This window comes from Sphingomonas aquatilis (genome assembly GCF_014196115.1).
Classification (GTDB): Bacteria; Pseudomonadota; Alphaproteobacteria; order Sphingomonadales; family Sphingomonadaceae; genus Sphingomonas; species Sphingomonas aquatilis.
Map to the genome: position 1 here is coordinate 17,638 of NZ_JACIDB010000013.1, position 13,412 is coordinate 31,049.

General features: G+C 64.2%; 14 protein-coding genes. 6 read left to right on the forward strand and 8 right to left on the reverse strand.

Annotated features, from left to right (window positions below; translation table 11 throughout):
* The first annotated feature begins 197 nt into the window (after positions 1-197).
* The 3 genes from GGR47_RS17345 (at position 198) to GGR47_RS17355 (ending at position 1,739) form a co-directional block, all read left to right on the forward strand.
* Positions 198-875 (forward strand): ParA family protein, encoded by a 678-nt coding sequence (locus tag GGR47_RS17345; protein ID WP_033966697.1) that lies wholly within the window; start codon positions 198-200, stop codon positions 873-875.
* On the forward strand, positions 872-1,222 hold the full coding sequence (locus tag GGR47_RS17350; RefSeq protein ID WP_147035687.1) for a hypothetical protein: 351 nt from the start codon (positions 872-874) through the stop codon (positions 1,220-1,222). Before GGR47_RS17345 ends, GGR47_RS17350 begins: the two co-directional genes overlap by 4 nt.
* A gap of 163 nt (positions 1,223-1,385) precedes the next feature.
* The gene (locus GGR47_RS17355) at positions 1,386-1,739 is read left to right on the forward strand and encodes a hypothetical protein (protein ID WP_033966698.1); all 354 of its coding nucleotides are present in this window, start codon (positions 1,386-1,388) and stop codon (positions 1,737-1,739) included.
* 432 nt (positions 1,740-2,171) lie between these two features.
* Here GGR47_RS17355 and GGR47_RS17360 read toward each other — a convergent pair whose 3' ends face one another.
* Positions 2,172-2,441, reverse strand: coding sequence for a hypothetical protein (locus GGR47_RS17360; RefSeq protein WP_033966699.1), 270 nt, complete (start codon positions 2,439-2,441; stop codon positions 2,172-2,174).
* Positions 2,442-2,782: 341 nt separating this feature from the next.
* Between GGR47_RS17360 and GGR47_RS17365 the strand changes: the two genes are divergently transcribed.
* From GGR47_RS17365 to GGR47_RS17375, 3 genes are all read left to right on the forward strand, one after another.
* Positions 2,783-3,364, forward strand: a complete 582-nt coding sequence (locus GGR47_RS17365; RefSeq protein ID WP_147035686.1) for a hypothetical protein — start codon at positions 2,783-2,785, stop codon at positions 3,362-3,364.
* Positions 3,365-3,609: 245 nt separating this feature from the next.
* A complete protein-coding gene (locus GGR47_RS17370) occupies positions 3,610-4,872 on the forward strand; it encodes a relaxase/mobilization nuclease domain-containing protein (RefSeq protein ID WP_244304994.1) in 1,263 nt (420 codons plus the stop codon).
* The gene (locus tag GGR47_RS17375; protein ID WP_052192509.1) at positions 4,869-5,951 is read left to right on the forward strand and encodes a hypothetical protein; all 1,083 of its coding nucleotides are present in this window, start codon (positions 4,869-4,871) and stop codon (positions 5,949-5,951) included. Before GGR47_RS17370 ends, GGR47_RS17375 begins: the two co-directional genes overlap by 4 nt.
* Before the next feature lie 42 nt (positions 5,952-5,993).
* Here GGR47_RS17375 and GGR47_RS17380 read toward each other — a convergent pair whose 3' ends face one another.
* The 7 genes from GGR47_RS17380 to GGR47_RS17410 form a co-directional block, all read right to left on the reverse strand.
* On the reverse strand, positions 5,994-6,329 hold the full coding sequence (locus GGR47_RS17380; protein ID WP_033966703.1) for a hypothetical protein: 336 nt from the start codon (positions 6,327-6,329) through the stop codon (positions 5,994-5,996).
* Positions 6,326-7,039, reverse strand: coding sequence for a ZIP family metal transporter (locus tag GGR47_RS17385; RefSeq protein ID WP_033966704.1), 714 nt, complete (start codon positions 7,037-7,039; stop codon positions 6,326-6,328). Before GGR47_RS17385 ends, GGR47_RS17380 begins: the two co-directional genes overlap by 4 nt.
* A gap of 13 nt (positions 7,040-7,052) precedes the next feature.
* A complete protein-coding gene (locus GGR47_RS17390; protein ID WP_221204854.1) occupies positions 7,053-7,271 on the reverse strand; it encodes a hypothetical protein in 219 nt (72 codons plus the stop codon).
* A 144-nt stretch (positions 7,272-7,415) separates the two neighbouring features.
* Positions 7,416-7,655 carry a hypothetical protein gene (locus GGR47_RS17395; protein ID WP_147035684.1) on the reverse strand — a complete coding sequence of 80 codons (240 nt, stop codon included), beginning with the start codon at positions 7,653-7,655 and terminating at the stop codon, positions 7,416-7,418.
* A 99-nt stretch (positions 7,656-7,754) separates the two neighbouring features.
* Positions 7,755-10,997 carry an efflux RND transporter permease subunit gene (locus GGR47_RS17400; protein WP_033966706.1) on the reverse strand — a complete coding sequence of 1,081 codons (3,243 nt, stop codon included), beginning with the start codon at positions 10,995-10,997 and terminating at the stop codon, positions 7,755-7,757.
* Positions 10,994-12,154: an efflux RND transporter periplasmic adaptor subunit gene (locus tag GGR47_RS17405; protein ID WP_147035683.1), complete on the reverse strand. Its 1,161-nt coding sequence runs from the start codon at positions 12,152-12,154 to the stop codon at positions 10,994-10,996. Before GGR47_RS17405 ends, GGR47_RS17400 begins: the two co-directional genes overlap by 4 nt.
* Positions 12,151-13,410, reverse strand: coding sequence for a TolC family protein (locus GGR47_RS17410; protein ID WP_147035682.1), 1,260 nt, complete (start codon positions 13,408-13,410; stop codon positions 12,151-12,153). The genes GGR47_RS17405 and GGR47_RS17410 overlap by 4 nt, the downstream gene beginning before the upstream one ends.
* Between the last annotated feature and the right edge of the window lie 2 nt (positions 13,411-13,412).

A 13,412-nucleotide genomic window follows, 5' to 3' on the forward strand; every position in this document is an offset into this window, starting at 1 on the left:
GGAACATGCAATTACATGTAAAGGCTTTTACATGACTGTAAATGCCATTGATGGCAATGCATTTTCTAGACAGGTACAGGAAATCATTGCCTGGGCCTGTCAATGACAGTAATACCCTTACCTGCATAGAACGGCACAGGAATGGTCGTTCATGCAATTGCATGTACGGACATGTATTAGCATGTAAGGGAATAGAGATGGCTGTTATCGCGCTCGCATCCTCAAAAGGCGGTTGCGGGAAATCGACGACCGCAATCGTCCTCGCGGGCCAGTATGCCGAGCAGGGATACCGGGTCACGATCATCGATGCTGATCCGAGAGAGCGTATCGTTCGATGGGCAGCAGCGGGGGAGGTGCCTGAAGGCATCATCGTCACCAAGGCCGATTATAAGACCCTTCCAGACGCGATCCGGCGAAACGAGGATCAGAGCGACGTTGTATTGATCGACGTTGAGGGTAGCGCAAACCTGAGCGTCTCGATCGCCGTCGGACACGCTCACTATGTGGTGATCCCCGCCAATCCGTCAGCGGCGGATGTCGAAGATGCGATCGACATGGTTCGCCTGGTTCACGACATCGCCGAGCGGTCGAAGCGTCCACCGTTGTACGCAGTCCTATGGACACGCGTTCCAACAGGCTTCCGCACCAGAGAGTATCTAGCCCTTGCCAAGCAGCTTGAGGAGGCGGCGGTCCCCGTCTGCGAAGTGTCCCTATCGGAGCGCTCGGCGTACAAAAGCCTCATCTCCTACAGCACCACTCTCGACCGCCTGCCGGCCGACGAAGTTCCCTCGCTGGATAAGGCAAGAGCGGAGAGCCGGGCGCTGGCTGACAGCATCAGTGCCGCCATCATCAACGCCCAGGAGACCGCAGCATGAGCGCCGATACCAAGCCCCAGCGCCGCTCTCTAACGGGCGGCTTGGGCGCGATCCGAAACACGCCCTCCGAAGAGACGAGCATCGACCAAGCGGCTCGGCCTACTGCGCCAAAAGGCTTTGATAGCGTGCCGGTGCCTGTTGGCGAGGTTGATCGCCTGCGGGCAAATCAAGCGCCGGAGGCACCACGCCGAGTAAGAGGGGGAGGGCGATCGATGCCGTTCTCATTGAAACTGCGGCCCGATACGCTCGAGTATATCTACGCCATCGCCAACGATAGAAATATCCCGTTAGCCCAGGTTATCGAAGAGCTGGTGGATGCCCATTCCAAGGCATTCCCGACCCGATAGAAGCATCATCCCTACGCTTGGTTATTCGCGATTCAGGGCTGATGTTAAGCGCAAAATGACACACTTGCTGTTTAGGTAGGCGAATGGGTCAAATGGCGGGGACGATCGGGCTTTGCTCCCACCGGTCGCCCCCTAATCACAACCCATCACGGAAGGATGGCTTATGACTGACGAGACCGTAGCTCGCCACGGGGAGCGGGGGAATACCGAATGGACGGAAGCCGAGGCTCGCTACAGAACCGCCAGCGAGGCACTTGAGGAAGCGACAAATCAGGCCAGCGGCGGAACCGGCGACGTCAATGATGCGGCAGTGATGGCTCACGCTGCTGCGGCGCGCGCGTTGATCGAAACACCGGCGACACACCTCGCTCACATCGCGGTAAAAATCCGAGCTGCCGACAATCTGCTCGGCCTAACCGCAAGCTATCCCGAGCTGCCGAAGATCCTCCTCGACGACATATTTGGACTGCTCGGCTTATATGATCCAGACGGGGCTGCACTGCCGCCAAGCATATAACTCCGTAGCAATGCCAGGCGGGATAGTGACACGTCCTGTCGTTGACCAACTGGTGAAGCGCAGCGACGGGCGAGGGTGGTCGCCTCGCGCAGTCATTGATATCCCGACGCCTGATAGCTTTCTGGTTCGCTGACTGACGATGCGCTATTCGTAACCGTCGGGCGTCAACGGATGACGCGGCGCACCCTGACCTATGCGAACGTAGTGTGCCAAAACCAAGGCGGCGATTAGCGCTACGGCGGCCAAAAACATGGCGCGAAAACGAGCTATCAACGAGCAAGATTGCTAAGAGGAAGGTGACGATCTAGCCGCCGCGCCGCCTTTGATCGGGTCGATGACGAAGGCGGCGGAATTGGCGATGGTGGGCGGTAAAAGGCGACGACCGTGGCAACTTGGATAACGAGACCAGGCCGAGGTAGTCACCCCTTGGCATCACTCCTTTCCAAGCGAACCAAGATGAGCGGCTACCGCTGAGCCGCCAAAAGATGCGATGGCGTTGGCGATCAAGCGAGCGTCCGCCTTTCCGAGTTTCCTGATTTTCACGCGATCCAGCGCCGCAAGAAGCGTGGGACGGCCTGCATCTCGCTCTTCCTCCTCGACCTCCTTAGCCTGAACATCGAGCTCCGCAATCTGTGCGAGAAGGCGGTCTTTCTGTGCCTGGATCGATGCTAGGTCATTCGGCTTCGATGATGTGCGGGCCACGGCGATTCCTCCGTTTTTCGATTGAGGGGTGAGTTAGTTCATGTCGGATTACATGCGACATTGCTAGGCTTGGTCACACCCTATCGCCGTATGGGGCTGCAACTTGGACGCATGAGACCGGACCGGTTGGGCAGGGGCACCACCCGGGCTGCGATCGTCTGACGGGTCGATTGGGGACTGCCCCATCCACATACACCCCACTCCGCGTCGTTGAGATTGGTTCGATTGCAGAGTTAGTCATTTAGGGGTATATGGATAAAGGAAGAGGGATGGCAGGATATGCCTCATGGCACCAATGTCGGACACTGGTTTATGAGGCGCCGCTGCACGGGGCTTGAGTGATGAAGGTAACAGTCAGGCTTGGTGATGATCTTACGTCAGAGATCGACCGCATCGCTGCTGCCAATGGGCAGACTCGAAGCGCCTGGATCTCCAACACGCTGCTCCGCTCCGTGATGTCAGATTCCAGCCAAGACGTGCCCATCCTGCCCGTTCAGGGGAGGGGCCATCCAGACGACCATATCCGGGTTACAGTGCGGCTTTACCGTAGTGAGATCGAGGCGATCGATGCGGTCGCTGGTCCAATGCGTCTCACGCGCAATGAGTGGATCAAGCGTTCTCTCCGCTGGCAGCTTTGGGACAAGGCCGCCCTTCTTCGTCTGTCCCCTTCCACCCAGTCGGAGATCGTGAAGGTCCGAAAGCAGGTTCTCGCGATTGGCCGGAATATCAATCAAGCCGTCCATGCGATGAACGCAGCGAACCAGCCTGAAAGCTCTCTCGATATCAGCCGGATCGCCGCGGCACTGATCGAGAAGTGCGCGGAGGTGAAGGACGTTCTGATGGAGACACGACGTGTCCTAGCATCCTCCATTGGTGGTGAGATCGCGTACTGGACGCGGCGCGACGAGGAGCAAGGCGGGTGAGCTTTCGCTTCTCTCCTGGCACGCTAGACTCGATGGCCGGGGTGTTCGCGCCTCCGAAGAAATATCGTCTGGGAACAGGCGGTGGAAGCCCAAAGGCGCCGAAGGCTGGCGGGGCAATTCTAAGCCTGGCAGTTGCGTCCATGTTCCCCAGGGCGGCGTCGGCATCCACTACCTCACGGCCTAGTATTCAAGCGAAGGCCGCCTTCGGGGGCGGCTCGCAAACTCGCATGAGTGGGCGTGCTGTGATGGCCGCCGAGCGAACCTCCAGGCGCGTTCCCGAGGCTGTAGTACGTATCACTGGGCGGCAGCATGGCGGTGGCCATGTCCTCGCAAACTTCGCGTATATCAGCCGTCTTGGTTACGGGGATGGCAAGGAATTGGGCTTGGAAACGAGCGAAGGCGACGTTCTTCGCGACGGCCGCGATATGCAACTCCTCGCGAAAGAATGGCATGATTTCGAGATGGACGGAGACGCGAGGCGGAAGGGCGCGACGTCGATCTCGATGATCCTTTCGATGCCGACGGGCACCGATCCAGAGCGCCTCAAGGGCGCCGCGCTGGACTTCGCACGCGAGGAGTTTGCCAACCGATCGTGGGTTGCTTCCCTTCACGTCGATCGCGATCACCCACACGTCCATCTGACGATTGCCCGCCGCGATCATGACGGTCGGCGCTTCCATCCTAACCGCGACGATCTGTATCGTTACCGCCAACGGTTCGCCGAAAAGCTGCGTGGTCGGGGCATCGAAGCGAACGCAACACCGGCGCGCGCGCGGGGCATCGATCCCAAGCATGAGCCCATCGCCGCGATTAAAATGCGTAGCAAAGGACAGGTGCCCCGGCTCGATAAGTCGCGCGCGTTGCGCGCTCAGCGATATCGGGATGGGGGATCTGTCGACCCGGTGAAGGCCTTTCTCGCCGAACGACAAGCGACCGTTCGGGCGACCTATAAGCGGTCGATCCAGGAGCTCTCGTCGTCTCCTCTGGCGGCCGATCAGCTCGTAGCGCAGAGCTTAGAGCGCTTTGTCGCTACCATGCCCGAACCGCAGCCAAATTCGCTAAGTGAGGACCGAAGCCCGGTTGATCGCGGCACGCCCAGTTTGAACCGCAGTGCGGGGTCGCTACCATCCCGGGTGCCTACAACGTCGCCAATGGTCGATACCGGCGTGGATAAACTGCAGGCGCTGAACGCAAGGTTGGCGGCTCGCGCTGCGACGTCGAAGGGGCATGTTTCAACGCCGCAACCGGCGGGCGCCCCGCCATCAGACGTCAACGAGCGGATCAGGAAAGTCGTCGAGAAAGCCCGTGGCGATGCTGGCAAAACGGATCAGAACGAGCGTGCCGGCACGCTCAGTGACAGGCTGCGCGAGCTAACTGAAAAGATTGCCTCACCCGCTCAGCCGATCGACTTAAGCCGCGCCAGTGAGATTATCCGGAAGGCTGAGGAGCGTGATCGCGAGAAGCGGGAGCGTGATCGGTCTCGCGATAGGGAAGGGCCTAGTCGATGAGTGTCGATGCATCGAGCGTTGCCTTGGCAGCCATAATGGACGCGGTATCTCTCCTACGGGGAGAAGTTGCCTCGCTCGCTAGCAGCAACGTGCGCATCGAAGAAAGCCAACGCGAGATAGAACGTCGGCTCGACGCCGTGGATGCCGGGATTGCACCGCTCGTCGACCTCATCCCATTCCAGGAGGCGATCCTTGCGAGGGTGATCGAAGGTGACGACGCGACCCATAAGTGGCTCAGTCTGATCGCCCCTGTGTTGGATAGAATCGTCGAGGAGACGGATCAGCAGAAGGAGGCGATCGGGTCTTTGAACGGGCTCACTGAGCAGGTGCACCAGAACATCGAGGATGGCCAACGGGAGCTATCAGCGGGGCTAGAGATCGGCGTCGATCGGTTGGTGGGCGCGGTGGAGCAAAGTCGAGACCAACAGGTCCAGGCCTTCAAGGCAACTGGTGAGATGATTGCTTTCACCCGCGCTGCGGCGCTTGGACAGCGCGCACCGCTGCCTGCCCATGTCGAAGACAACCCTCTATTCGAACGGTATGTGCTATTCCAGCAACCCGACCTCCAATCCGAGACCCGGGCGCTTGCAGACTGGCGACGCGTCGCCCGCGGGGCCGGGACTGGCGAGCTAATCGCTATCCTGTCGAGGCAGCAGATCCCATCGCCAACCGATACCCCTGATAGTCGGCTCCTTCGATACAGGCTTGCGGCTATCACCCGAGCAGAGATCGAGGGCCGCGGTGCCTCGGCACCCGCTCGGCCGACGACCACTCGCGCTTCCGATCGGTCGGCCGCGTCTGGGTTTGCGCGATCCCAGGAGCTTGCAGCACTCTGGCGTGCTGGCGAAAGCCCCGCCTTGTATTCCGACCCGGAACTCGCCGGCGTGATCGACTTATTCGCCGCAGCCGAGCTGGAGATTAGGCCGTCGAAGGGTGATGTAACACCACCCGAACTTATATCGCTACATCGCGAACTAGCGGGCCGCGTCGAATTTGGTGAGCGACCAACCCTCGACCAACGGCATACTCGAACCGACCGCGGATCAACAGATATGATGGACCTTAGTAAAGACCGGTAGCCGTAGCGACTCGCAAACGTGGCCGCGCCTTGTTCGTTCTCTTTAGGTGGCGTGCACAGTTGTTCGGCCGGCACCCTGGTAGGTGATGATGCATGAGTAGCCGTGTCCACATCGCTTGTGCATCAACGCGATAGCCTGCCTGTTAAAAGCGCTACGCTTGCCGTCATCGTCGACAAAAATGACTTGAACCTTGGCGAAGTCGACCATGCTTAAAGGCTTCTCCGCCTTTCCCGGGCGGATTGCAGAACGGTAGGCATTCTTGCCATATACGTAGGTCACGACGATGGGATGATCGGTTTCGTTTCGCCATTGGGGGTGGATCGGACCGCATCCGACGAGACCGATTGCGATCCCGATGCTGATAAGCGCCCGTCTCACGACAACAGCTCGGCGGCTAGGATTGCCATGAAGCCGAGGAAGAACAGCGACGTCACCAGCGTCGTCTCGCCATGCTCGTGCGCGCGAACCAGCAGCTCCTCGGTGACGAGGTAGAGCAGCGCGGCGCAGCCGAAGGCGAGCAGGGTCGTGACGATCGCAGCCGGTGCCCCGACGAGCAGCGAATAGCCGATCAGCGCGGACGCGCCGAGAACCAGCGCAAGGCCGACGCAGACCGCGACGACGCGGGTGATCCGCGCACCGGTGGCGCGGATCGTGTCGGCCGCGGTCAGGCCGAGAAAGAACATCTCCAGCGCGAGCGCGGCGACGATCAGGACGCCCTCACGCGCGCCGGCCGCGAAGCCGGTGCCGATGACGATGCCGTCGATGACGCAATCGATCGAGACGGCGGCGACGAAGCCGAGCGGAAAAGCTTTGCCCTCGCTGCCGCGTTCGAGCCGGGCGGCGAGCGAGCGCATCGCGAACATCGCCGCGACACCGGCGGCGAAGCCGGCGAGCGCGGCGCCCGGGATACCGGCGTGCATGACGCCGGGTACGATCTCGGTCGCGATCGCGGCGAAGACGATGCCGGCCGCGAAATGCTGGACCGCGCTGCGCCAGACGGTCGGTAGCGAAGCAAGTGCCCCGATGATGCCGGCGGCGATCACCGCAACGGACGGGATCAGCATGAGCGCGAGAAGCTGAGTGTTCATGTAGTGAATCTCGTCAATCGATGCGGTGGCACAGGCGCAGAAAGCCGGTGTCGCGCTGGAAGGCGATGGTGCCGCCCGCGATGGTGGCGCGGGTTCTGGCGCCTTGGAATGCAGCACCCGTGCGGGGCGCGATCAGCCATTCGGTGCCGCGGCGGGGAAGCCATGTCACTGCCATGCGAAGGCCGTTGTCGAGGAAGGCGATATCGGCGCGGCTGTCGTCGTCGCACGCCACGATCTGCTGCCCGAGCGCGTGGTTCGCACGAACATGGGTATGATCGTCACGTCGGGGCGGCTCCGAACAGCCGGCAAATAACAGGCACGCGAGGAGCGCCGAAAGGGCGTGCGGTCGATCCATGACCCGTAAGCCCATCCGGCCTCATGCGGACTGCGCGGCGTCGTCACCGCGCAGGACAATGAGACCGGTGCCTTCAAGGCCGTGCGCGATCGTCCAGAAGCGGCGGAGCGCTTCTTCCTCCCCGGCGACGTCGACGATCGTGCCCTCGGCATCCTCGCTGACCGTAACGTCGTCAAGGCCGGCCTCGCCGGCGTGAGCGCGGATAGCCTGGATGGTTCGATCGATGCCGGCCCGTTCTGCCGCCTTGAGGTGGATACGCATCTTGAGCGGTCCCGAAGCACGCATAATTGTCTCTCGATTGTCGATTTGAAGGGGAGGGCAGGTGGTCGCGGCTTCGATCAAAGCCGCGACCACGCGCGCCTATTCCGCCGGTACCGGCGCGGCGATCTGGTGTCGGCGCTCCGCCATGCGTCCGGTCAACCGCGCGACCCAGGCGGTGATCGCCGGCAGGACGAGCAGCGTCAGGATGGTCGACGTGACCAGTCCGCCGATGACGACGGTGGCGAGCGGGCGCTGCACCTCGGCGCCGGTGCCGGTGGCTAGCGCCATCGGCACGAAGCCGAGCGACGCCACCAGCGCCGTCATCAGCACGGGGCGGACCCGCTCCATCGCCCCGTCGGCGATGGCCTTGTCCTCGTCCTCGCCCTCCTCGCGGTACTTGCTGATCGCTTCCATCATCACGAGGCCGTTCAGGACCGCCACGCCCGAGAGGGCGATGAACCCTACGGCTGCGGTGATCGAGAACGGGATGCCGCGCAGCAGCAGCGCGAACACGCCGCCCGCCAGCGCCATCGGCACCGCCGAGAACACGATCAGCGCGGGGATGAACCCGCCGAGCGCCATGTAGAGCAGCGCGTAGATCGCCAGGAAGCAGATCGGCACCACGATCATCAGGCGGAGGCGCGCCGATTGCAGGCTTTCGAAGGTGCCGCCCCAGTCGGTATACATGCCGGCAGGGAGCTGTAACGCCGCGATCTTCGCCTGCGCGTCGGTGACGAAGCCGCCGAGGTCGCGTCCGCGGACGTTGACCTGGACCGTCACCATGCGCTTGCCGTTCTCGCGGCTGATCTGGTTCAACCCCTCGGTGAAGTTGAACCGCGCCACCTCGCGAAGCGGGACCGAACGGGCGGTCTGCCCCTCGGCCGCGGGCAGCATGACCGGGATCGCCCCCAGCACGTCGACGTCATCGCGTTGCGCGTCAGGGAGGCGGACGACGATATCGAACCGCCGATCGCCCTCGAACACGAGCCCGGCTTCCTTGCCGCCCAAGGCGGCCGAGACGGTGTTCGCCACCTCCTCGACCGACAGGCCGAGCCGCGCCGCGGCCTGTCGGTCGACCTGCACGTCGAAGGTCGGCGCGCCGGCGGTCTGTTCGACGCTGACGTCGCCGGCCCCCGGGATGCCCTTCACCGCCGCGGCGATCCGCTGCGCCTGCTCGCCCATCTGCGTCAGGTCGTCGCCGTAGAGCTTGATCGCGACGTCGGCGCGGACGCCGGCGATCAGCTCGTTGAAGCGCATCTGGATCGGCTGCTGGATCTCGGTCCGGTTGCCGATGACGCTCTTCATCTTCTCTTCGATGCGTCGGATGATGTCGGCCTTGCTGTGGACGTCGGCCGGCCATTCGTCCTCGGGCTTCGGGATGACGTAGGTGTCCGATGCGTTGGGCGGCATCGGGTCGGTGCCGAGGTCGGCGTTGCCGTTCTTGGAGAAGACCAGCGCCACCTCCGGCAGCGTCTTCAAGGCATTCTCGAGCCGCAACTGCATCTCGGTCGACTGGTCGATCGACGCGGAGGGAATGCGGAAGTTGGTGACGGTGATGTCCTTCTCGTCGAGCTGGGGCATGAACTCCTCGCCGAGGAAGCCGAAGCAGAACACCGCCGCGGCGAACACGCCGACGCCGCCCAGGATGAAGGGCAGCGGCCGGGCGATGGCCTTCGTCAGGATCGGCCCGTAGCGCTCCTTGAACCAGCGGACGGGCTTGACCTCCGTCTCGCTGACCCGCCCCTTGATGACGATCGCGATCATCGCCGGCACGAAGGTCAGCGACAGCACGAACGCGGAGGCGAGCGCGATCATCAGCGTGATCGCCATCGGCGAGAACGTCTTACCCTCGACGCCCTGGAAGGTGAGCAGCGGGGTGAAGACGAGGAAGATGATGAGCTGCCCAAACACGGTCGGGCGGATCATCTCGACAGCCGATGCCTTGGTCGTCTCCAGACGCTCGTCGAGCGTCAACAACCGGCCTTCCTCCTGTTGTCGCTCGGCGAGGTGGCGCAGCGCATTCTCGACGATGATGACGGCGCCGTCGACGATCAGGCCGAAGTCGAGCGCACCGAGGCTCATCAAATTGCCGGACACCCCGAGGCCGTTCATCCCCATCGCCATCATCAGCACCGTGATCGGAATCACGGCCGCGGTGATGAGCGCCGCCCGGATGTTGCCGAGCAGCAGGAACAGCACGACGATGACGAGCAGCGCACCTTCGCTGAGGTTCTTCTTGACCGTCTCGATCGTCGCGTTGACGAGTTTGGAGCGGTTGTAGACCGGCTCGGCGAACACGTCGGGCGGGAGCCCCTTGTTGATCTGGGTCAGCTTGTCGGCGACCGTCGTGGCGACGATGCGGCTGTTCTCACCGACGCGCATCAGCACGGTCGAGATGACCGCTTCCGATCCCATGCGGCTCCCGGAGCCGGTACGAACGGCACCGCCGATCACGACCTGGCCGACGTCCTTCACTCGCACGGGCACACCGTTGCGGGTCGCGACGACGGCTTCCTGAATGTCGTCGATCGACTTCAGGCGAGCGTCGGCGCGGACCAGAAAGCTCTCGCCGGCGCGCCGGATATAGTTCGAGCCGGCCGACAGGTTGGCGCGCTCCATCGCGTTCGCCAGCTCGGTGATCGAGATGCCGTAGGATGCGAGCGCGTTGAGGTTGGGTTCAATCAGATACTGCTTGATGTAGCCGCCGTTGGAGTCGACGCCGGCGACACCCTCGACCGTCCGCATCTGCGGCCGGATGATCCAGTCCTGGACCGTTCGGAGATAGGCGGCCTTGGCCAGTTCGGTGGTCAGGCGCTCACCCTCGGGAGTGAGATAGCTACCGTCCGACTGCCAGCCGGGCTTGCCGTCGACATGGTCGGCGCCGCCCTTACCGTCCGGGTGACGGAAGGCGACAGAGTAGAAGAAGATTTCGCCGAGCCCCGTCGACAGCGGCGACAGGTTGGGTTGCACGTTGGCGGGCAGGCTGTCCTTGGCCTGGGCAAGCCGCTCGATCACCTGCTGGCGCGCAAAGTAGATGTCGGTCGCCTCGGTGAACACCGCCGTCACCTGACTGAAGCCGTTGCGCGAAAACGAGCGGGTCATCTTGAGCCCGGGGATGCCCGCCAGGGCGTTTTCGACCGGGAAAGTGACCTGCTTCTCGATATCGACCGGGCCGAGCGTCGGTGCGAACGTGCTGACCTGAACCTGGCGGTTGGTGATGTCGGGCACGGCGTCGATCGGCAGCTTGGTGATCTGCCACGCGCCGAAGCCGACGACGACGAGGACGAGGGCGGCGACCAGCCAGCGGAAGCGGACCGATAGGCCAAGTATGCGCTCGATCATTCGTCGCCTCCCTCGTTCTTCTCGAGTTCGGCTTTGAGGAGGAAGGCGTTGGTGGTCGCGATCGGTGTGCCGGCGGCAAGGCCATCGCTGATCGCGACCATACCGCCCGAACGACTGCCGATGCGGATCGTGCGGGCCTTAAAACCCTGCGCGGTGCGGACGAACACTACGGTGCGGTCGCCGAGCGTCTGCACCGCGTCCTGCGGGACCATGACACCCTGCTTGGCGGCGCCGCCACTGGCGAGGATACGCGCCTGGACGAGCTGGCCCGGAGCGACCGTGCTGGTGCCGGCGGTGGGGGTGATGACGACGGTGGCGGTCCGTGACTGCGGATCGACCACGCCGGTCGCCGAGCGCACCCGGCCCTCGACGGTGCGACCGTCATTGGTGGTCAGCTCCACCCGGTCGCCCTCCCGGATTCGCGAGGCATCGGCCGGGGGCACATTGGCGGTGATCTGGAGCCGGCGCGGATCGGCGACGCGGAACAGCTCAGTCTCGGCCGCGACATACTGGCCGAGATTGGCGGCCTCGCTGGTCACGCGCCCCGATACCGGGCTGACGATTGCGACCGATCGGCCATCGCCCGACACGCGCGCTGCGCCCGCGGCGGCACTGGCGCGGCGGGCGTCGGCCTGCGCGACGGCGAGGTTCGCCTGCGCGGACTCGAAGTCGGCACGGGGGCTGACGCCCTGGTTGAGCAGGCTGCGCTCGCGCGCGAGCTGCTTGGCGGCGAGCGTCACTCGGGCTGACGCGGACGAGCGATCGGCCGCGATCTGCGAGGCGTCACGGCTCTCGACGAGCGCGAGCGTCTGCCCGGTGCGGACCGGATCGCCGATCCGCACCATGATGCGGCTGACCGTGCCGGGCGCGCGCGCGGTCAAAACCGCCTCGGCGTCGGGCGTGGCCTCGACGGTCGCGGATGCGAGGACCGCGGCGTCCAGCTCGCCACTCGCGGCCGGTGCGACGGTGATCTGCGACGTGGCGATGGCCTGGGGGCTGATCGCGAGCGCATCAGACGGCGCCTTGGGCGCGGCGGTCTGCGTCGGCGTGGGCGCGGGAGTGGGAGCCTGGGTGAGGCGGGCGGCACCGAAGCCAATCCCGGCCGCGGCGACGAGGCCGATCGCGGCCCCGGTATAAAGACGATTCCTGTCGGTCATTGGACCGCTTCTCCGGTGATGGTGAGGCCCTGCAGACGGGCGAGATTGGCGCGAGCGTCGAGGCGAGCGATGGCGGCATCGAGGATGACGCCCCGGGCAACGCCGAGATTGTGGCGGGCAGCGAGCAGTTCGATCAGCGGTGACTTGCCGGCCTGGTAGGCGATGCGCGCAAGGCGATAACCTTCCTCGGCAGTCGCCATCGTGCGCTGCGCCGCTTCCGCCTTGCGATCGGCGGCCTCCACAAGCGCCAGTGCCGCCCGGCTGCCTGCTTCGGCGTCGAGACGGGCCGCTGCTTCACGTGCCTGTGCCCCTTGCAGTTCGGCCTGGGCAGCGGCGATGTTACCACGGTTGCGGTCGAACAGGGGAAGCGGGATGCCGATCCCGGCGACGATCGCCGGCCCGCTGGCGACGCGGAGTTGGCGGACGCCGATCTGCGCGGTCAAGTTGGGGATGGCGAGACGCTGCTGGACCGTCACCTGTCGCGCAGCCGCTTCGCGCTCCGCTTCGGCGACCTTGACCATCGTCGCCTGCATCGGATCGATCGGCCCCGACGCGGGCCTGGCGTTCATCCGGTCGAGCAGCGATTCCGACACACCGGTATAGGGCACTGGCGAACCCGCCAGCGCCGACAGGCGGGCGAGCGCCGCGACCTTCTGCGCGCGGGTGGTTTCGAGGTCCGCTTCGAGCGTGTTCAACTCGGTCTCGGCTTGGACTTGGCGCAGCCGGGCTTCCTTGCCGGCCCCCACCAACGCGCGCGCCGCCTTGAGGTCAGCGGTGGCTTCCTCCACCTCGTCCTCGGCAAGCTCGATGCGACGGCTCGCGATCTCGGCACCGGCATAGGCACGCGCCAACTCGGTCGCGTAGAGAAGCCGGCCGTCGCGGTTCCGCGCCTGCGCCGCGACGATCCCGGCCTCCCCGGCCGAGATACGTGCCGAACGCTTGCCACCCAGCTCGATCGGGATGTCGAGCTGGCCGGTGATCTGCTCCTGGTTGCGAGCATTGCGGGTCAGGTCGCCGGCGAAGTTCTCGGCATAGACGTTGACCGATGGATTGGGACGCGCGCGCGCCTGCTCGGCCAGCCCCCGGGCTCGTGCCACGTCGGCGTCGAGCGCGAGCGTGCGGGGCGTGCTTCGCGTCTGGTCATAGAGTTGCGCGAAGGACGGCGCGGTCTGCGACCATGCCGCGCCCGCGGGCAACAGCGCCGCGAGCGTGCCGGCCAGCGCATAGGCGCGCTGCCGGCGAGACTTACCGTTCATGA